The following is a 19436-nucleotide window of genomic DNA, read 5'->3' as shown; positions in this document are numbered from 1 at the left end:
GCTACAATAGAAAGACAGTTTGTCAAAGATGACCTACCATAGACGTCGCACGGCGAAATACGCGGCGCATACAACACGGACAGGGGCGGCACCATGAACGACCACATCCACGCGGCATTCCCGCTGCATACGCCGGGAAAGACCGCCAAGGCCAGCCCCTCCGACGTGCGGCGCAACAACCGTTCGCTCATGTTCAGTCTGCTCTTCCCCACGAACCGGTACTCGCGCGCCGATCTGGGCCGGCTCACCGGCCTGTCGCGCGTGGCCGTCTCCGACGTGGTCAACGACATGCTCGCCGAGGGCCTGATCCGCGAGAGCGGCCACGAGACGTCCACCGGCAAGGGCAAGCGCGGCACGCTGCTGAGCATCGACACCACGCGGCTGCGCATCATCAGCCTCGACCTGTCGCAGGCGCATCTGATCCAGGGCGCGGTCACCGATCTGCTCGGCCTGCCCCAGCAGCGCATGGAGATCGCACTCGGACCCGACAACCGCATCGACGCGGACGCGATCATCCAGCTGGTCGACCAGCTGGCCACCGACACGCTCGAGGCGGTCATCGGCATCGGCATCGCCGTGCCGGGCGTGATCCAGTCGGGCGTGATCCGCGAGTCCTCGGCGCTCGGCTGGCACGACGTCGACCTGCGCGGCCTGTTGGAGGCCCGCTTCGACGTGCCGGTCGTCATCACCAACGACGTGATCAGCGAGATGCTCACCGAGCGGTTCTTCGGCCAGGCCGGACCCAACCTGCTGTTCGTCAAGTTCGACCATGGCATCGGCGCGGCCACGCTCATCGACGATGTGACGGTGGTCGGCGAGCACCATGCCGGCGGCGAGATCGGCCACATCTCGATCGATCCGGAGAACGGGCCGCTGTGCCCGTGCGGCAAACGCGGCTGCATGGAGATGATGCTGTCGGTGGATGCGTTGCGCGAGCGGATGCGCGCCGTGGCGAAGGACGAGCGGCCGGACGTCATCCGGGACGCGGCGCAACGGTTCGCCGCCGCCCTGGCGATGCCGGTCGGACTGCTCGACATCGCCGACGTGTGCGTGTACGGCCCGCCGGACATCGTCAACAACACGTTCCTCGAGGCCGCGCAGCACCGGCTCGATCTGACCACGGAGTCGACGTTCCATGCGCGCACCGTCATCCGCCGGTGCCAGTGCGGCGCGGACATCACGCTGCGCGGCGGCGCGATCGCCGTGGTGCGCAACCACATCGAATCGCACTGACCGCAACACCACATATGAGATGACGGCTCCCTCTTCAACCGAAGAGGGAGCCGTCTCAACGAGAACGATCGAAATGAATGCGCCGCGGTCACATCCACTTCACCGCACATCTGAGAAGCCGGAGCCGGCGATGTTTCGCGACTACGACGCCCAGGCGGCGCCGATCGCGCCGACCGGCGCATCCACCGGCGCCAGCCGCAATCGGGCGCCCAGATCCAGCCCTTTCAGGAACGGACAGGCCGACTCGCGCGCGTGCAGTTCGTCAAGGATCACCTCGAGCAGCGGCCCGCCGGTCTTCGCCATGCCGCCGCCGATGACGATCAGCCGCGGGTCGACGGATTGGGCGACGATCTGCAGCGTGTCGCCGATCGCGTGCGTCACCATGGCGAGCACGCGCCGCGCCTCGCCGTCGCCGCGGCGGGTGGCAGCGATGAGATCGGGCATCGGCGGCCGGCCGTCAGCCGTCGGCCACAATCGCGCCACGGACGCGCCGGAGCATACGGTCTCCAAACATCCGCGCTGACCGCACGGGCAGTCGAACCGGTTCGGGTCGACCGGCACATGTCCGACCTCGCCGGCCGCGCCGCTGTAGCCGTGCTGCAGCACGCCGTCGACGAGCACGCCGGCCGCAAGTCCCGTGCCGAAGTTGAGGAAGGCGACGGTGCCGGACAGATCGTCGCCGCACAGCACGCGCGCCGCGCCCACGGCCGCCGCGTTCACGTCGTTGTCGACGTGGACTGGGATGCCGCCGAGACGGCCGGAGACGAGCGATCCGAGATCCAGTTCGTCGATGTCGAGGTTGACGACGTTGGCGATCCGCCCCGTCGCCGCATCGACCCGTCCGGGCGTGCCGATGCCCACGTGGGCCACGTCGGCGAACCGGTCGCCCGCCACGCCTCGCACCAGCGAGGCGACGTCGTCGAGCACGTTGTCGCCTCCACGGCGCGCGGGCACGCGGCGGGACGCGACGACGCGCCCGTCCGGGCCGATGAGCACGGCCTCGATCTTGGTGCCGCCGATGTCCACGCCGACCAGATATCCGGCGCGCCCCGCCACGGCGTCAGTTGCTGCGATGTCGGTCATTGCACTCCCCTTCCTTGATTGATGCTTCTTCGATTGTCGTATGCCGTCGACGCGTCGTCACACGCGGGTGAAACCGGCCCCTTCGAGGAACGCCAGCGTCTGTTCCTTGCGTTTGAACACGGCCGTGTTGCCGAGGATGCGCTCGCAGATGCTCCCCAGTTCGTCGCGCACGGCGGCGCGGATCGCGTCGCGGTCGCGGGACTCGCCCAGCGCGGCGCACAGTTCGCCCCATACGAGCGTGAACTCGCCCACCTCGTCCGGCAGGTCGCGTCCTTCGGCGAGTGCGTCCTCGATCAGGCCGAGCTGGCCGACGAGACGGCCGGGCAGGATGAACAGGCCCTGCGCCTCGATCAATCCGATCGGCTCCTGCTTGACCGGCCAGAATTCGGGATGCGCATGGAACACGCCTTCCGGATAGTCGTCGCTGACCGCGTTGTTGCGGAAGATCAGGCTCATTTCGTAGCCGCGTCCGGTCACGATCGCGCTGGGCGAGAGCGCGGACTGGCGGTTGCCGTCCGCATCGTGGCTGGCGATGCCGGCTTCCGTGTCGTCGTAGTCGATCCACGCCTTGCGGATCATGTCGGCGACGTCGACGATCGCCTCGCGCGAACGGGAGACGACGCGCACCTCGGTGCCCGGCCAGTCGAGGATTTCGACGACCGCGTCCGTATGGTCCGGCGGCGTGAGCGTGGCCCACGTCGCGGCCTTGAACATGGGCAGGATCTCGCCGCCGCCCTGGTAGTGGTCGTGGGCGAGCACGGAGCCGCCGATGCGCGGCAGGGCCGCGTTGCAGCCGAGGAAGTAGCCGGGGAACCGGTCTACGAAGTCGAGCAGGTGGCCGAAGGTGTCGCGGTCGACGTGCATGGGCGTGTGCCGCATGTTCACGCAGATGCCGTGCTGGTCGAAGTAGCCGTACGGGGAGAACTGCCAGAACCACGGCTCGCCGCCGAGCGTGACCGGCACGGTGCGCAGGGTGCGTTTGGCGCGTCCGGCGAAGCCTTCGTTCTCGTGGCAGATCGTGCATGCCGGGTATCCGCCGGCGACGGCGTTGCCCGCGGCGGCCTTCTTCATGTTCTTGAATTCGGGTTTGGCGAGGTTGATGGTCACGGTCAGGCCATGCGAGTCGAAGCGCGGGTTGCGGTCGAGCACGGCCTTTTTGACGTAGCTGCCGTTCACGCAGTAGTCGTAGAACCAGCGCATCGCGTCCATGCCGCCGCGCGCGGTGACGGCGCCCGCGGGTTCGTCGTCGTCCGTCACGGTGTTGCCGGCGCGTTCGATCGCGGCGAATCGGCGTTGGATGACGGACGGCGCGGCATCGAGCGCGCCCATGACGTCGTCGGCCGCGTCGGGCCAGTCGACGTCGTCGCACAGGCCGGCCGCGGCGAGCGCGTCGCGCAGTCCGGCGAGCAGTTCGTCGATGCTCCTGCCGTTCGCCGTCTCACCGGTCGGCCGGTAGGAGTCGAGCCCGAACCGCGCGAACACGCGGTTGCGGGTCCAGTCGACGTCGCGTGGATCCAGTTCGAGCCGCAGCCGCGCATGGTCGACGAGCGCGTCGATGGCCGCGTATACGGCCGTTTGCGCGTCGCGATCGCGTTCCGCGAAGCCGGTCGCGGCGGTCGCGTCGGCCGTCATCGCGCGCCCCCTTCCATGACGTCGGCGACGATGGCGTGCATCTCGTCGAGCCGCTCCTCCATCTCCTGCACGAGTTTGATCTGCGTACGCGAGCGGACGAGGTTGTGTTCGGGGTATTTGGTGGCGAAGTACACGTCGCCGGCGATGTAGTCGGCGAGGAAGCGCATGCCGCATTCGAGCGTCATCATCATCGCGCCCATGGGCAGCAGTTCGGCCTCGCGCGGCGTGATGCTGCTGCGCAGTTCGCCGACGAACCCTTCCGTGTAGGCACGGAACAGGTCGGGGCTGAAGTGCACCTTGTCGAGGTCGGGCTCGTCCTCGAGCGCGGTGGAGGCGCCGAATCGGATCGAATCGCCGAAGTCGTAGAGCATGGAGCCGGGCATCACGGTGTCGAGGTCGATGATGGCGCGCGCCTTGCCGGTGGCCTCGTCCATGAGGATGTTGTTGAGCTTGGTGTCGTTGTGGGTGACGCGCAGCGGGACCGTGCCGTCGGCAAGTCCGTCGGTGATGGTCGCGTACACGTCGGCGTGGCCCATATAGAACGCGGTCTCGTCGGGGCAGGTCGCGGCCCGGCCGCTCGCGTCGGCGGCGACGGCGGCCTTGAAGTCCTCGAAACGGTGGGGCGTGTCGTGGAAGTGGGCGATAGTCTCGGTCAGCTCGGACGCGTCGAAGTCGGCCAAGCTGTTCTGGAACGCGCCGAACGCGGCTCCCGATTCACGGAACACGTCGGCGTTCGGCACGAGGTTGTAGGAGACGGTGCGTTCGATGAAATCGAAGACGCGCCACGCTCCCCCGTCGTCGGTGCGGATCCAGGTAGCCCCGTCGCGCGTGGGCACGAGGTCGAGCGTCTCCTGTCCCCGTTCGCGCAGGAAGCCGGTGACGAGCTCGATGTTGCGCATGAGGTGCACCGTGTCGGGGAAGATGGACGTGTTCATCTTCTGCAGGATGTAGCGTCGCCGGTCGGTGGTCGCCAGATACGTGGTGTTGATGTGGCCGTCGCCGTATGGTTCGACGCTTTCGACCGTTCCTTCAAGCTGGAAATGGGCGGCGATGTTGGCGAGTGCGGCGTCATGGTCCGTCATGATGTCCTCTTTTTCCATGTGTTCTTGCATACAGGGAGTAAGTATGGTCCGCCCGCGCGTCGGGAGTGGGAACGACGCGCGGGACGGACCGGTCCGAAACGCGGGCCGTCAGAGCCTGCGCCAGGCGATGGCGCTGGGTTCGAGGTCGAAGTGCTCGCCGGTGCCGTCGGGCAGGGTCACGTCCGTGGCTTGCGGGCGGTCGGTGTTGTTGATCACGCAGTACCAGCCGGACTCGGGGAAGCGAGCGACCTCGCATTCGGGGTTCGACGTGCTGTACGCCGCGTACCGGTCCTCGTGCCGGCTCGCATAAAACAGGATGCGTTCCAAAAGCCTGGCGTTCGCGGCCGAATACGGCAGGCCGGACACGTACACGCCGCGCCCCTTGCCGTACTCGTTGACCGCGAGCTGCACCTGGCCGTGGTCCGCGCGCAGCAGGGTCACCCGTTCGTTGACCGGGAACGTGTTCAGGATCGGCTCGCCGAAATCGATGCCGCCGAGCGGAACCCTGCCCTGCCCGCCGCCGCAGCCCGACAGCGGGATGCGATAGCCGGCCGACTCCCACGCCGCGCGTACGGCCGGATCGACGGGCACGTCGGCGGTGATGAAGTGGTCGGCCACGACGGGCGGGAAGTACTTGTCGACCGACAGGGTCTGGAAACGCTCCTCGTCCACGCCGAGCACGTCGGCCAGCTGGAAGAACCGGCCCTGGAACCACTGCGAGCTCGGCTCGCCCACGCCGACCAGCGCGCCGCCGGAACGCACCCACGCGCGCAGCGTCTCGGCCAGCCGCGGATCCTTCGCCCAGACGTCGCCGCCCGAATACGCGGTATCGACCGGACCGCCGGTGATGATCACGTCGACATCGTCATCCACGCCGTGCTCGAGCACGTCGTCGAAACTGACGAACCGCACGTTGACGCGCATACCGGACAACGATTCGAGAATGCCGTAATACGAGACCGTCTGCTTGTTGGGCAGGGCGTGCGCGACCGTGTACGCCATCCACGACCGCATCCTGCCCCAACTGTTCAGGATCGCGACGTTCAGCTCGCCTTCGGCCGGCTCACCGCCGGTGCGATCATGGATGTCGCGGAACTCGTCGGCGATGTGCGTGACCGCGTCCACGAACTTGGGGAACTTCGCGGCCAACGACAGGTAGCCGCCATAGCCCATGCGGGCGATGGGGCTCCTCAGGATCGCGCGACGGGCCTTGCGCCAGTTGTCCCACGCCTCGATGCTCGGATCGTTGCCCTCATAGAACGTGTCGGGGAAGAAATACGGCAGGAAACGGCCTTCGGTGTATTTCACGCCCTTGATGTCGGCGATCATGCGCGTGGTGGTGCCGTCGCCGATCGAACCGACGACCGCGTCGAGGCCAAGATCCCCGAACCCGTCCTTGTACGGTTCGGTGCCGATCCACTGGTCGCCGAGGAACATCATGGCTTCCTTGCCGGCCGCATGCGACATGTCGGCCAGCTTCTTCACGTTCTCGCGCACGAAGCCGGACAGGAAGTCGATCCAGTCGCGCTGCGCCTTGCCGGGCACGCGCCATGCGGAGTTGTAGCAGCCCTCGTCCACGAAATCCTCCGCGCGAAGCCGGTAGCCGTACCGCTCTTCGAAATCGTCGAGCGCGCGCGGCGACACGGTGCACGAGCAGCCGAACCAGTCGACGATCTTCTCCCGGTGCTTCGGATCGAAGATCAACGTGAACTGGTAGAAGAACGTCGTGAAACGCACCACGTCGGTGTCGGGATTGGCTTCGAGCCACCGCTCGAACGTGTCGAACACGAACCTGCGCGTGGCCGGATGGTAGATGTCGAACGGGATCTCGTGTTCCTTGTCGCCCCAGTCGTTGGTGAGATGGTTGTACATCTCGACCGGATCCCAGATGATGTACGCGAGGAACGAGACCGTGTACTCGTGCATCGGGGTCGCGCCGCACACCGTGACCGTATGGGTGTCGGTATGCACCTCCCACCGTTCGGGGTCGACCACTTCGCCCGTGGTGCGGTCGATGACCTCCCAGTACTTGGCCGGGTTCGCATCGTAGTTCGGCGTCAGCTGCTCCGCGAAGAAGCCCTCCATCAGGTCGATCGACACGCGATCCGTCTCCGCGAGCACGCGCTGGGTGAGCAGATACACCTGCGGGGTCTCGTCCATATGCAGCGTGATCCACTCGTTATGGGCGCGCGTCGGGAAATACGCGCTGTAGATCTTCTTGCCCAGCGCGCGCACGGCGTCGTCGAGCTGCGTGCCGTCCGAGTTGCGGATCGCATCCGCGCCCCACAGTTCGGCAAGCTCCCTGGTCTTCTCGGCGAAATTCGATTCGCTCGGAAGCGTGAATCGTCCGGTGGTGGTCATGAAAGTGGTACTCCTTTGTACGTTTTCAGAGTAAATATGGTTTTTCGATATTGCAATTACGGACTCGCGCTGCGCGCGAGGCTCAATGCTGCCTTCGCTCGACCTATCGGCTCGCTCAGGCTGACGCTACGGGAAGCCCACCGGGCTTCCCGCTTAACGCGTCAGCCTTTAACCGCACCTGCGGCGAGGCCGGCCTGCCAGTAGCGCTGGAGGGCGAGGAAGAGGATGATCACGGGCAGCACGCCGAGCAGCGCGCCCATCATCAGGGCGCCGCGGTCGTTGAACGTGGCGAGCGAGACCATGCCGTACAGGCCGAGCGTGACGGGCTTCAACGTGTCGGCGGAGATCATCATGAGCGGCAGCAGGAAGTTGTTCCATGTCGCGACGAACAGGAACAGGAAGATCGTCACCATCGCGGGGGCCAGGATGCGCAGCACGATGGTGAAGAAGATCCTCGCCTCGCTCGCCCCGTCGATGCGCGCGGCCTCGAGCAGCTCGTTCGGCACGGAGGTCTGCGCGTACACGCGGCCCAGGAAGAAGCCGAACGGCGAGACGCAGCAGGGGATGATCACGGCGAGCATCGTGTCGGTCAGGTGCATCGCGTGGAAGATCGAGTACTGCGGGATGGTCAGCAGCGCGGCCGGCATGAGCATGCAGCCCATGATGACGCCGATGGCGAGGTTCTTGCCGCGGAAGTTGAACTTGGCGGTGGCGTAGCCGGCCATGACGGCGACGAGCGTGCCCACGGCGGCGGAGACGCCCGAGTAGATCAGGGAGTTGAGCACCCAGCGCCAGAAGTTGCCGCGCGTCCAGCCGAGCAGCTTGCCGTAGTTGGTGGCGATCGCGTTCGGCAGGTCGGCGATGCCGACGGCGAACCACAGGCCGTTGCTGCCGGTCATCTGCGCCGGCGTCTTGGTGGACGCGATGATCGCCCAGTAGATCGGGAAGAGGAAGTAGATGAGCGTCAACACCAGCACGATGATGGTGACGGTCTTGACGAGCGCGGACGGCTGCATGGAACGGGGCAGGTCGTTGGCGTGCAGGTCGCGGATGCGGTCGGCCTTTTTGCGGGCGCGCAGGGCGGCGCGCTCCTCCTTGCTCATGTTCCGAGTTTCGGCGAGGCTCATTCCTGGTTCACCTTCCTTTCGGCGAGGGCGTAGAGCGCGGCGAGGATGCCGGCGATGAGCGCCATGACGATGGCGACCGCGGAGGCGGGGCCGTCGCCGGACGGCGTGAGCGTGCCGCGTGAGGTGTACAGGGCCATCATCATCGGCGTGAACGATTTGGAGATGCTCGGATCGGATACGGACATGATCTCCGGCTCGTTGAACAGCTGGATGGTGCCGACGATGGACAGCAGCATGGCCAGCAGCGCGGCGGCGCGCACGTTGGGCAGCTTGATGCGCATGGCGATCTGGAAGCCGTTCGCGCCGTCGATGCGCGCGGCCTCGTACAGGTCGTGCGGGATGGCCTGCAGCGCGGCGAGGAAGATCAGCATGTTGTAGCCGGTGAACGTCCATGTGGTGATGTTGGCCATCGAGCCGATCACGATGTTCTTGGCGAAGAAGTCGACGTTGATGCCGATCGCGGCGAGTCCCTTGACGATCGGCGAGATCTGGCCGTTGTACAGGAACACCCAGATGATCGAGGCGACGACGCCGGGGATGGCGTACGGCAGGAAGTAGCCGAGGCGGAACACGGTGACGCGCTTGACGATGAACGAGTCGAGCAGCATGGCGAGCGCGAGCGCCGCGATGATCATGAACGGCACCTGGATGAGCGTGTAGAGCAGCACGCGGCCGATGCCGGACCAGAACGCGGACGAGGTGACGACGAACTGGAAGTTCTGCAGCCCCACGAACTTGTTGACGAGCTTGCCGCCGCCGTATGCGCCGCCGCCTTCGGCGACCTGGCGGAAGAAGCTGGAGTAGATGGCCCAGACGATGGGCAGGATGAAGACGAGCGCGAACAGGATGGCGAACGGCGCCATGAAGGCCCAGCCGGTGCGGTTCTCGCGTTTGGCCGCGTCGGAGCGCTTCGGCTTGGCCGCCGCCCCGGCGCCCGGGGCCTTCGTCGTGTGCGTGGTTGCGGACATGGGAACGACCTTGCTTTCGGACGATAACGGATGGAAACGATGTGATTCACGAGAAAAGGCCGGAGCCTTGGACTCCGGCCTTTCTCAGATGGTGTTGCAACGGCTGTCATCTGCCGGGAAAGAACCGGTCAGAGGCTTCCCTCTACTCCTTGACGGACAGGTTGAGGTTCTTCAGCGTGTCGATCGAAGTGGTCTGCGCCACGGAGAAGATGTCCTCGACCTTGCCGGAGCCGTCGACGGCCTTGGCCGCGGTCGTGTTCATCGCGGCGGCGACGGCGGAGAAGCCCGGCATGTAGGTGAAGTCGCCCATGTTGTTGTTCGCGGTCTTGAACTCGGCCATGATGTCCTGGCCGCCGAAGAACTTGGCCCAGTCCTCGGGGGTTTCGGCGTCCGCGGTGGTGGCCGCCGGCACGAGGCCCTGCGAGACGAGGTCGGAGATCTGGGTGTTGAACCAGTCGAGGAACTCCATGGCCTCCTTGGGGTGCTTGGAGGTCTTGAGCACCGCGACGCCGGAGCCGCCGTCGGGGCCGGTCTTGCCCGCGTTGCCGAACCAGTCGCCGAGCTGGGCGACCTGCCAGTCGCCGGCGCCGGTCTCGCCCGCGGAGCCCATGAACAGCGGGGCCTCCCATGCGGCGGCCACGGTGCCGATCAGCGAGCCGTCCTGCAGCGAGGCGTCGAAGGAGGCGTCCCAACGGGCGTTGGTGGTGGCGGCCTTCGCGTCGAGCAGCTGCTGGTAGAGGTCGGCCACGGCCTTGGAGCCGTCGGTCTCGGTGTTGACGACCCATGCGTCGTCCTCGACCTTGTACCAGCCGCCGGAGGCGCCGGCCAGGCCGGAGATCATGTTGCCGGCCTCATCGGGCTGGTAGGACATGATGTACTTGCCGGCGGCCGCGGCCTTCTTGGCGGAGGCGATCATCTCGTCGGCGGTCGTCGGCACGGAGATGCCGAGCTTGTCGAATTCGGCCTTGTTGTAGAAGTAGACCAGCGGGCCGGTGTCCTGCGGCAGGCCGAAGTACTTGCCGCCGACCTGCATGAGCGAGTACGGGCCGGACGCGAAGTGGTCCTTGTACTGCTCGGCGTATTCGGTGACGTCCTGCAGCATGTCCTTGGTGAAGACCTCGGGCAGCTCCGCGTAGCCGACCTGCGCCAGATCGGGCGCGTTGTCGTTCTTGACGTCGGTCTCGAGCTTCTTGATCATCTCGGAGGCCTTGCCGTCGAACTTGGTGGCCTTGACCTGGATCTCGGGATGCTCCTTGTTCCATTTGGCGACGATGTCGTTGACGAGCACCATGCCGTCGTTGTCGGGCAGGCGGTGCATGTAGGTGATGTTCACCACGCCGCCGTCGGACGAGCCGCCGTCGGACGCGTTGGTGTTGGTGCTGGTGTCGGACCCGCAGCCTGCAAGTCCCATCGACAGCGCGGCAAGCGCGGAGAATCCCGCCATCAGCCTCTTCTTGTTCACCATGGTTCCACTCCTCTTCGAGTTGTCTGGCTGCCACCTCGGCGTGGCAACTGTGTTTAGACTACGTCTCCGGAGCTTAAATGTCAACTACCTTTACATTAACCGCGTGTCCTACCTGACATCATTGAAATTCGGCCATTTTCCCATGGGCAACAACCCATGCAACTACCATTTGGTAAATCTTCTTAACAAAAAGCTCCCGACTTCACGAGAAGTCGGGAGCGGAATGGAAGCGGCTTGGATCCGCTAGCGCATGGCGGCGACGGCGGCCCGCACGACGTCGCGGTCCGTCTTCTCGATGCGGGCATCAGCGCCGCCTCCGCCGGGGCCTCCCGGCGAGGGAACGGTGGTCTTGGCGCTCATGTGGATGGCGTCGACGCCGGTGGAGCGCAACGCGGGGATCGAACCGACCGTCACGCCGCCGCCGGCCTCGATCTGGATGCGCCCGGCCGCATGGGCCACCAGGTCACGCAGACGGTCCAGCGCCTGCGGCGCGGTGGCCGCACCGCCGGAGGTGAGCACGCGCGTATATCCGAGCTCGATGAGCGTGTCGAGCGCGGCGAACTGGTCGGGCACCATGTCGAACGCGCGATGGAAGGTGATCTGCACCCTGCGGTTGCAACGCTCCGCCTCCGCGCGCGCCTCGTCGGCCAGACGCTCGGCGGCCGCCACGTCGACCGTGCCGTCGGGTTTGAGCGCGCCGACCACCACGCCGGAGGCGCCGGCCAGGATGGCCGAACGCACGTCCACCGCCATGACGTGCAGCTCGCCGGGGTCGAAGACGAACGCGCCGCCGCGCGGGCGGATCAGCGCCTGCACGCCCTGCGGCACGCCGACATGCGCGCACGATTGGATGAGTCCGAAGCTGGGGGTCACTCCCCCGGTGGCGCCGAGCGCCATGCACAGCTCGATGCGATCCGCACCCTCCTCGAGCGCGATCACCGCCCCCGAGACGTCCTGTACCGCGATTTCCAGTGTCATGCCATCTCCTTCGATGTTCTCTCGTTCGGCTACGCGCGGCACACATCGAAACCGGACGCGTCACGTCCAGATTGTCGCATTACCCGCACCCGAGGCAAATCGGCGACACGCCGGGACGTCAATCGATTTGCAGCCATTGATTAACGGCGTTAATATATAAACATCGTTCAGCTTCAACGACGAGACACATCACCGCCGATACAAGCACGACGATACAGCACCATACATCAGCACGCGCCACGCGACGACGCGACCGAGCCGGCAAAGGAGCAGGACATGGCAGACAACGGCACCACCGCAACGTCCATCGCATCCGTCTCCGAAGCGAACCGCTCGCGCATCATGCGTCACCTGTACCGCAACGGCGTGTGTTCCCGCGCACAGATCGCCGAGGCGCTGTCCCTCACCCCCGCGGCCGTCACCAAGATCACCGCGCGACTCATCGAAACCGGCGTGATCCGCGAGACCGGCGGCATGGAGGGGCGCAAGAACCGCCGTTCCATCGGACTCGGGCTCAACGTCGGATCGTTCCACGTCGTCGGCGTCAAGTTCGCGCGCAGCATCGTGCAGATCGGCCTGTTCGACCTCGCCGGCACGCCGCTCGATGTGCGCGAGATCGACAAGGTCACCGAGGAGACGATCCCCGCCACGCTTGCCGCCATCCACCGCGCGGTGGGCGACATGCTCGCATCGGACGCGGCGATCGTGGCCGTCGGCATGGCCGTGCCCGGCCCCTACCTCAAGGACTCCGGCCGCACCGCGGTCGTCTCCTCGATGCAGGGCTGGAAGCAGGTCAACTTCCTCGACGAATTCGCGCATGCGTTCCGCGTGCCCGTCTTCGTCGAGCAGGACGCCCGCGCCGGCGCGCTCGCCCAGTGCCTGTTCGACCCGGACAACGCCGGGGCCGACTCGCTCGCCTACTACCTGATCGGCGAGGGCGTGGGACTGGGCGTCGTCGAACGGGGCCGCATCATCGACGGCCATCTCGGCGCGGCCAGCGAACTCGGCCACGTCAGCGTCGACGTCGTCAACGGACTGCCGTGCGAATGCGGCAACGTCGGCTGCCTCGAACGCTACTGCTCGGCCACCGCCATCCACCGCATGATCGTCGAGGATGGCGGCCTGATCGACGGTGCGGCACGGCTCACGCACGCGCAGGCATGCCGCGAGCTGTTCGCCATGGCCGCCGGCGGCGACGCGCGCGCGGCCGCGATCGTGCGCCGGGCGGCGCGCTACGTCGCCTTCGGCTGCGTGACCATCATCAACATGTTCAACCCGCAACGGATCGTCATCGGCGACATCGGCGCGGCGGCCGGCGACCTGCTGCTCGACGTCGTGCACGAGACGGTGGACCGGCACGTGCTGCCCGAGCTCAATGAGTCGACCTCCATCACGTTGTCGTCGCTGCCCTCGGACGCGGCGCTCGGCGGCGCGGCGGCGGTGGCGATCGACCGCTTCCTCGAACAGCCGTCGGCGTTTCTCGAAAGCGCCTGAACGGCGCGCCAACAGGATTTGCAACTACAATCAAAAGAGCAAGTGCCCGAAACCGCACGGTCGAGGGCGACAAACAAGAAAGGAACCATCATGGCCAAGCCCATCGTCCTGTCCCTTGGAGAACTGCTGTGGGACATGCTGCCCACCGGCAAGCGCGCGGGCGGCGCCCCCGTCAACTTCGCCTACCATGCGATGATGAACGGCACCGAAGGCTGGTCCATCAGCGCGGTCGGCGAGGACGCGCTCGGCGATGAACTGCTCGTGGAGGCGGAGAAGGCCGGCATCCACACCATCATCCAGCGCAACGCGTGGCCGACCTCCACCGTCGAGGTGGCCCTGAAGAACGGCATCCCGGAGTACACCATCGTCAAGGGCGTCGCATGGGATCACCTGCTGCTCACCCGTCAGCTCATCGAGGTCGCCGAGCAGGCCGACGCCGTGTGCTTCGGCACGCTGGGCCTGCGCTCCCAGGAGTCGCACGACACCATCGTCGAGCTGCTCAAGCACACCAAGGCCAGCGCGATGAAGTTCTTCGACATCAACCTGCGTGGCGACCACTACTCCAAGGAGCTCATCGAGGAGCTGCTCGGATACGCCACCGTGTTCAAGATCAACGACGCCGAGCTGCTGCTCCTGCGCGACATGTTCAACATCCGCGGTACGTCCGACGACGAGGCCTGCCGTTGGTTCATGTCCGAGTACGGCCTCGACTACGTGATCCTGACCGGCGGCTCGACCTTCTCCACCATCATCTCCAAGAACGGCGAATCCTCCACGCTGAACACCCCGCACGTCGAGGTCAACGACACCGTGGGCGCCGGCGACTCCTTCTCCGGCACGTTCACCGCGAAGATCCTGCTCGGCAACACCCTCGCCGAGGCGCACCGCGCCGCCGTGAACACCGCCGCGTTCGTGTGCACGCAGGCCGGCGCCTGGCCGAAGTACCCGGACGTCATGCCGGACTACCTCGCCGAAGCCGGCGAGTGATCGATTCGGCCGGCCGATCCGTCGATCTGCCGGCCGGCTCGACCCCATCGGACGCCGCCCCTCGCGGCCCAGCGCGATACACCGCCGGGCCGCGAGGGGCGGCGTCCGTGCATCTCCGGATGTGCGCGCTAACGACATACCGGACACGCGGGAGGAACCGCCGAATTCCGCCGATAGAACCGGTTCGACATATACTTGACGAGGTCGTCTCTTCCACGCCACGCATGGATGCGCGGCGGAAGGACGGCCGACAAGCTCATTTTCCGAAGGAGGACACCCATGAGCATTCGCGACACCGTCACCGGCGTGCAGCACGTCGGCATCCCCACCACCGACCTCGAGGGCACCATCGCCTATTACGAGAGGCTCGGATTCGAATGCCTCGGCATCTACCCGAACGGCGAGGACCGTTGCACGTTCCTGCGCCTGAACAACCTCACGCTCGAGGTGTGGACGATGGATCCGACCCCGATGGAAAACGGCGCGATCAACCACTTCGCACTCGATTCGACCGACATCGAGGCCTCGTTCGCCGAGGCCCAGAAGCTCGGCCTGGACTTCGTCGAGGGTTCCATCCAGCACATCGACACGTTCTGGGAGCACGGCATCCGCTACTTCAACGTGCTCGGCCCCAACCACGAGGTCATCGAATTCTGCCAGATCATGTGACTTTCCAGGCGGCCGGGAGGTCATAGGGCCGCCGACGTCAGCTATCGGAAATCATTGCCTAACGTTCAAAAAGGGGGACTTATTCATGGGCAAGACCGCTGACAAGACCACGCCGTGGGTGGAAAGCCCCGACGGATACCTCGACCGCACGCCGGTCCTGCAGTTCGCGATGACCTCGGTGCTGTTCGCCTTCTGGGCGATCGCCTCGAGCCTCAACGACGTGCTGATCACGCAGTTCAAGCCGGTGTTCGAGCTGACCGACATGCAGACCGCGCTCGTGCAGTCCGCGTTCTATGCCGGCTACTTCATCATCGCGATTCCCGCATCGCTGTTCATCAAGAAGACCAGCTACAAGGTGGGCATCATGACCGGCCTCGCGTTCTTCGCGCTCGGCTGCTTCATCTTCTTCCCCGCCTCGCGCCTGATCACGTACGAGATCTTCCTGTTCGCCATCTTCGTCGAGGCGATCGGCCTGAGCTTCCTCGAGACCTCGGCCGACACGTACGCCACGCTGCTCGGTCCGAAGCGCCTGAGCACGCTGCGACTCAACGTGGCGCAGACCATGAACGCGCTCGGCCTGCTCACCGGCGTGCTGCTCGGCAAGTATTTCGTGTTCCAGGACTCCAACCTGCACACCGAGATGGAGAAGCTGCGCAAGACCGATCCGCAGGGCGCGCTCGACCTCGCCTCCGAACAGCTCGGCCGCACGCTGCAGCCGTACATCGTGGTCATGATCGTCATGCTCGTCTTCATCGTGCTGTTCGCGGTCGTCAGGTTCCCGAAGTGCCGCCCGCAGACCAAGGAGGGCGACGTCGCGAAGGCCACGCTCGGCGAGACGATGAGCTACCTCGGCCATAACGGCCGCTTCTGGCAGGGCATCGCCGTCCAGTTCATCTACATCGGCGCGCAGACCGGCATCTGGTCGTTCACGATGCGCCTGGCGCTGAACGTGTCCGAGCAGGCCGGCGCCCCGATCTCAGACCGCGAGTCGGCGAACTACATGATGATCAGCTACATCATCTTCTTCGTCGGCCGTATCTCCGCATCCTACCTGCTGTCGAAGTTCCGCGAGACGCGCGTGCTGGCGGTGTACATGATCGTCGGCTGCGTGGTGCTCATCGGCACTGCGTTCGTGCCCGGCATGGCCTCCGTCTGGCTCGCCGTGCTCGTCTCGCTCTTCCTTGGCCCGGGCTGGCCGACGATCTACTCGCGCACGCTCAAGACCGTCGAGGACCGCCGCCACACCGAGACCGCCGGCGCGATCATCGTGATGGCGCTCGTCGGCGGCGCGCTTCTGCCGATGGCGCAGGGCGCGCTCTCCGATGCGGTGAACATGCAGTTCTCGTTCATCCTGCCGGCCATCGAGCTGCTCATCGTCGGACTGTACTTCGTCTCCGAGTTCAAGCGCGACAAGTACACCCCGGCCCAGCTCAAGGCCATGACCGAGGACGGCGAGATCGCCAACTGACGGCTCCCTCCGGAATCGATTCCCAGTCTTTCTTTCCAGGGACACGGGCCCCGCTTCGGCGGGGCCCTTTTTCATGCCTCCTTCGTCTCTCCGCCGCGTTGCGCCCGTGCCCGTCCGCTTCTCTCCGCGTGCTTGGCGTGTCGGGAACTAAACCGATTTAGAATAGTCCCGACAACATTGATTAACACCGTTAACAAAGAAGTTAGGCAGACCATCATGGCATACACCGAGATCCCCTCCAGCGTGGCGGCGTTCATGCGGCGCATCACCGACCTGTGCGGCGAGGAGCACGCCGGATGGGCGGAGAACTTCAACGCATGCTTCGCGAACACGCTCACCACCACCGTCAACCGCCACGACGACGGCACGACGTTCCTGCTCACCGGCGATATTCCGGCGATGTGGCTGCGCGATTCGACCGCCCAGCTGCGCCCGTACCTGCCCATCGCCGCCGGGGACGACGATCTGGCCGCGATGATCGAAGGCCTGGTGCGCCAGCAGTTCCGTTTCATCACCATCGACCCGTATGCGAACGCGTTCAACGAGACGCCGTCCGGCGCAAGCTGGGACAAGGACGACCGTTCCGACTTCTCCAGCCCGTGGCTGTGGGAGCGCAAGTACGAGGTGGACTCGCTGTGCTACCCGATCCAGCTCGCCTGGCTGCTGTATGCGAACACCGGCCGCACGTCGCAGTTCGACGACGAGTTCGTCGCCGGAGTCCGGCGCATCCTCGACGTGTTCGAGACCGAACGCGACCACACGGACTCGCCGTACTTCTTCGAACGCGACTGCGACCTGCCCACCGAATCGCTGGAGAACAACGGCAAGGGCTCCCCCGTCGCCGTCACTGGCATGACATGGTCCGGCTTCCGCCCGAGCGACGATGCATGCACCTACCACTATCTGGTGCCGTCGAACATGTTCGCGGCCGTGGTCATGGGCTATCTGGAACGCATCTTCGGCGGGGACGTGCTGGACGATCCCACGATCGTCGCCCGCGCCGCCGATCTGCGCCGGTCGATCACGGACGGCATCGCACGGCACGCGACGACGACCAACCGCGACGGCGAGACGATCTGGGCGTACGAGACGGACGGACTCGGCCACTACAACGTCATGGACGACAGCAACGTGCCGAGCCTGATGGCCGCGCCGTATCTCGGCTTCTGCGAGCCGGACGACCCGACGTATCTGGCGACGCGCCGCACGCTGCTCAGCGACGAGAACCCGTACTACTACGAGGGCAAATATCTGCGCGGCATCGGCTCGCCGCACACTCCCGCCAACTATGTGTGGCCGATCGCACTCGCCATCGAGGCGATGACCGGCGACGACCATGACTACAAGGCGCAGGTGCTCGACCGGCTCGTCGCGACCGACGCGGGCACGCACCTGATGCACGAGGGCATCGACGTGAACGACCCGACCAAGTACACGCGCGAATGGTTCAGCTGGTCGAACATGATGTTCTGCGAGCTGGTGATGGACTACTTCGACATTCGCGTCAAGCGCTGACGCGAAACGTGCGTATACTATCCATAGGACGGTAAGCGCTTTCCAAATACTTTCCGATAACGCAACCCTTCGGCCACGGCCGACCAAACCCAAGGAAGGAACATCATGACCACCAATCCCAAGTACGTACTCGGCACCGAGGCCAACCGCATCTTCATGGCCTCCGAAACGTATGAGCTACTGAACTTCGGCAAGGGCTTTCCTGCACCGTGCGGCGGCTCCGGCTGGCTGAACGCCGACGGCACCCTCGACCCCTCCCACGGCGAGGAGACGTGGATCACCAGCCGCATGGCGCACGTCTACTCGATCGGCGAGATGCTCGGCTATCCGGGCGCCGGCGAACTGGCCGACAAGGCGCTCGCGGGCCTGACCGGCATCCTGCACGACGACAAGAACGGCGGCTGGTACCCGCAGGTGCACGAGGACGGCACGCCGGAGCCGGGCAAGGTCTGCTACGCGCACGCGTTCGTGATCCTCGCCGCCTCCTCCGCGCTGCTCGCGGGACGCCCGGGCGCCAAGGAGCTGCTCGACGAGGCCCTGGCCACCTACGACAGGCACTTCTGGGACGAGAAGATCGGCCTGGCGGTCGACACGTGGAACACCGAGTTCACCGAGCTCGACCCGTACCGCGGCCTGAACGCGAACATGCACACCGTCGAGGCGTTCCTCGCCGTGGCCGACGCCATCGGCGACAACTCCTACCGCGTGCGCGCCGGCCGCATCATCAAACACGTGCTCGGCTGGGCCGAGAACAACGAGTGGCGCATCCCGGAACACTTCGGCTCCGACTGGACCGTCGAGCTCGAGTTCAACGCCGACAAGAAGGACGACCAGTTCAAGCCGTACGGCGCCACCCCGGGCCACGGCATCGAATGGGCCCGCCTGATCACCCAGTGGGCGCTGAGCTCCTTCCCGAACGCGGACGTGGCCGCCCCGTACGTCGAGGCCGCCGAGCATCTGTTCGCGCGCGCCGTGGCCGACGCGTGGAACGCGGACGGCACCGTCGGCCTCGCCTACACGACCGACTGGAACGGCAAGCCGGTGGTCACCGACCGCATGCATTGGACGCTGGCCGAGGCGCTCAACACCTCCGCGACGCTGTACGCGGCGACCGGCAAGGACGAGTACGCGCAGTGGTACGCCACGTTCGCGCAGTACGTGGACGAGCACGTCATCGACCACCAGGGCGGATCCTGGTTCCACCAGCTCGACAAGGACAACCATGTGATCGGCACCGTGTGGCCGGGCAAGTCCGACCTGTACCACGCGTTCCAGTCCACGCTCATCCCGTTCCTCGACCCGTCGACGTCCATCGCCACCGCGGTCAAGAACGCCGAGTGACGCGACCCGCCGACCCGGCGTCATGCCGGTCAT

General features: G+C 65.8%; 15 protein-coding genes. 7 read left to right on the top strand and 8 right to left on the bottom strand.

The window, feature by feature from the left end:
- The first annotated feature begins 93 nt into the window (after nt 1–93).
- Complete coding sequence (locus tag JS533_RS00380; protein WP_241512590.1) at nt 94–1233, top strand: ROK family transcriptional regulator; 1140 nt, start codon at nt 94–96, stop codon at nt 1231–1233.
- A 141-nt stretch (nt 1234–1374) separates the two neighbouring features.
- Here the strand turns inward: JS533_RS00380 and JS533_RS00375 are convergent, their stop codons facing one another.
- The 8 genes from JS533_RS00375 to JS533_RS00340 form a co-directional block, all read right to left on the bottom strand.
- The gene (locus JS533_RS00375) at nt 1375–2316 is read right to left on the bottom strand and encodes an ROK family protein (protein WP_241512589.1); all 942 of its coding nucleotides are present in this window, start codon (nt 2314–2316) and stop codon (nt 1375–1377) included.
- Nucleotides 2317–2373: 57 nt separating this feature from the next.
- The gene (locus JS533_RS00370) at nt 2374–3948 is read right to left on the bottom strand and encodes a galactose-1-phosphate uridylyltransferase (RefSeq protein WP_241512588.1); all 1575 of its coding nucleotides are present in this window, start codon (nt 3946–3948) and stop codon (nt 2374–2376) included.
- The gene (locus tag JS533_RS00365) at nt 3945–5030 is read right to left on the bottom strand and encodes a phosphotransferase enzyme family protein (protein WP_241512587.1); all 1086 of its coding nucleotides are present in this window, start codon (nt 5028–5030) and stop codon (nt 3945–3947) included. The genes JS533_RS00370 and JS533_RS00365 overlap by 4 nt, the downstream gene beginning before the upstream one ends.
- A 108-nt stretch (nt 5031–5138) precedes the next feature.
- The gene (gene gnpA, locus JS533_RS00360) at nt 5139–7391 is read right to left on the bottom strand and encodes a 1,3-beta-galactosyl-N-acetylhexosamine phosphorylase (RefSeq protein WP_241512586.1); all 2253 of its coding nucleotides are present in this window, start codon (nt 7389–7391) and stop codon (nt 5139–5141) included.
- Nucleotides 7392–7552: 161 nt separating this feature from the next.
- Nucleotides 7553–8518, bottom strand: a complete 966-nt coding sequence (locus JS533_RS00355) for a carbohydrate ABC transporter permease (RefSeq protein WP_420838598.1) — start codon at nt 8516–8518, stop codon at nt 7553–7555.
- Nucleotides 8515–9486 carry a carbohydrate ABC transporter permease gene (locus JS533_RS00350; RefSeq protein WP_241512585.1) on the bottom strand — a complete coding sequence of 324 codons (972 nt, stop codon included), beginning with the start codon at nt 9484–9486 and terminating at the stop codon, nt 8515–8517. The genes JS533_RS00355 and JS533_RS00350 overlap by 4 nt, the downstream gene beginning before the upstream one ends.
- Nucleotides 9487–9628: 142 nt before the next feature.
- Nucleotides 9629–10951 carry an ABC transporter substrate-binding protein gene (locus JS533_RS00345; protein ID WP_241512584.1) on the bottom strand — a complete coding sequence of 441 codons (1323 nt, stop codon included), beginning with the start codon at nt 10949–10951 and terminating at the stop codon, nt 9629–9631.
- Nucleotides 10952–11194: 243 nt separating this feature from the next.
- Nucleotides 11195–11929: a copper homeostasis protein CutC gene (locus tag JS533_RS00340; RefSeq protein ID WP_241512583.1), complete on the bottom strand. Its 735-nt coding sequence runs from the start codon at nt 11927–11929 to the stop codon at nt 11195–11197.
- A 276-nt stretch (nt 11930–12205) separates the two neighbouring features.
- Between JS533_RS00340 and JS533_RS00335 the strand changes: the two genes are divergently transcribed.
- The 6 genes from JS533_RS00335 (at nt 12206) to JS533_RS00310 (ending at nt 19403) form a co-directional block, all read left to right on the top strand.
- Entirely contained in the window at nt 12206–13423 is a 1218-nt protein-coding gene (locus JS533_RS00335) for an ROK family transcriptional regulator (protein ID WP_241512582.1), read from the top strand.
- 90 nt (nt 13424–13513) lie between these two features.
- Nucleotides 13514–14410 carry a carbohydrate kinase family protein gene (locus JS533_RS00330; RefSeq protein ID WP_241512581.1) on the top strand — a complete coding sequence of 299 codons (897 nt, stop codon included), beginning with the start codon at nt 13514–13516 and terminating at the stop codon, nt 14408–14410.
- A 279-nt stretch (nt 14411–14689) separates the two neighbouring features.
- Nucleotides 14690–15079 (top strand): VOC family protein, encoded by a 390-nt coding sequence (locus JS533_RS00325; RefSeq protein ID WP_044088794.1) that lies wholly within the window; start codon nt 14690–14692, stop codon nt 15077–15079.
- 85 nt (nt 15080–15164) lie between these two features.
- Nucleotides 15165–16547: an L-fucose:H+ symporter permease gene (gene fucP, locus JS533_RS00320; protein ID WP_241512580.1), complete on the top strand. Its 1383-nt coding sequence runs from the start codon at nt 15165–15167 to the stop codon at nt 16545–16547.
- A 216-nt stretch (nt 16548–16763) separates the two neighbouring features.
- Nucleotides 16764–18062, top strand: coding sequence for a glycoside hydrolase family 125 protein (locus JS533_RS00315; protein WP_241512579.1), 1299 nt, complete (start codon nt 16764–16766; stop codon nt 18060–18062).
- 105 nt (nt 18063–18167) lie between these two features.
- Nucleotides 18168–19403, top strand: a complete 1236-nt coding sequence (locus JS533_RS00310; RefSeq protein WP_241512578.1) for an AGE family epimerase/isomerase — start codon at nt 18168–18170, stop codon at nt 19401–19403.
- Nucleotides 19404–19436: the final 33 nt, after the last annotated feature.

It is taken from the genome of Bifidobacterium amazonense (genome assembly GCF_018555435.2).
GTDB classification, from domain to species: Bacteria; Actinomycetota; Actinomycetes; order Actinomycetales; family Bifidobacteriaceae; genus Bifidobacterium; species Bifidobacterium amazonense.
This window is presented reverse-complemented; position numbering and strand designations above follow the sequence as displayed.

Bases quoted from the DNA above. Each gene is read 5' to 3' on its own strand.
- JS533_RS00380 (WP_241512590.1), top strand. From the start codon at position 94: ATGAACGACCACATCCACGCGGCATTCCCGCTGCATACGCCGGGAAAG.
- JS533_RS00375 (WP_241512589.1), bottom strand. From the start codon at position 2,316: ATGACCGACATCGCAGCAACTGACGCCGTGGCGGGGCGCGCCGGATAT.
- JS533_RS00370 (WP_241512588.1), bottom strand. From the start codon at position 3,948: ATGACGGCCGACGCGACCGCCGCGACCGGCTTCGCGGAACGCGATCGC.
- JS533_RS00365 (WP_241512587.1), bottom strand. From the start codon at position 5,030: ATGACGGACCATGACGCCGCACTCGCCAACATCGCCGCCCATTTCCAG.
- gnpA (WP_241512586.1), bottom strand. From the start codon at position 7,391: ATGACCACCACCGGACGATTCACGCTTCCGAGCGAATCGAATTTCGCC.
- JS533_RS00355 (WP_420838598.1), bottom strand. From the start codon at position 8,518: ATGAGCCTCGCCGAAACTCGGAACATGAGCAAGGAGGAGCGCGCCGCC.
- JS533_RS00350 (WP_241512585.1), bottom strand. From the start codon at position 9,486: ATGTCCGCAACCACGCACACGACGAAGGCCCCGGGCGCCGGGGCGGCG.
- JS533_RS00345 (WP_241512584.1), bottom strand. From the start codon at position 10,951: ATGGTGAACAAGAAGAGGCTGATGGCGGGATTCTCCGCGCTTGCCGCG.
- JS533_RS00340 (WP_241512583.1), bottom strand. From the start codon at position 11,929: ATGACACTGGAAATCGCGGTACAGGACGTCTCGGGGGCGGTGATCGCG.
- JS533_RS00335 (WP_241512582.1), top strand. From the start codon at position 12,206: ATGGCAGACAACGGCACCACCGCAACGTCCATCGCATCCGTCTCCGAA.
- JS533_RS00330 (WP_241512581.1), top strand. From the start codon at position 13,514: ATGGCCAAGCCCATCGTCCTGTCCCTTGGAGAACTGCTGTGGGACATG.
- JS533_RS00325 (WP_044088794.1), top strand. From the start codon at position 14,690: ATGAGCATTCGCGACACCGTCACCGGCGTGCAGCACGTCGGCATCCCC.
- fucP (WP_241512580.1), top strand. From the start codon at position 15,165: ATGGGCAAGACCGCTGACAAGACCACGCCGTGGGTGGAAAGCCCCGAC.
- JS533_RS00315 (WP_241512579.1), top strand. From the start codon at position 16,764: ATGGCATACACCGAGATCCCCTCCAGCGTGGCGGCGTTCATGCGGCGC.
- JS533_RS00310 (WP_241512578.1), top strand. From the start codon at position 18,168: ATGACCACCAATCCCAAGTACGTACTCGGCACCGAGGCCAACCGCATC.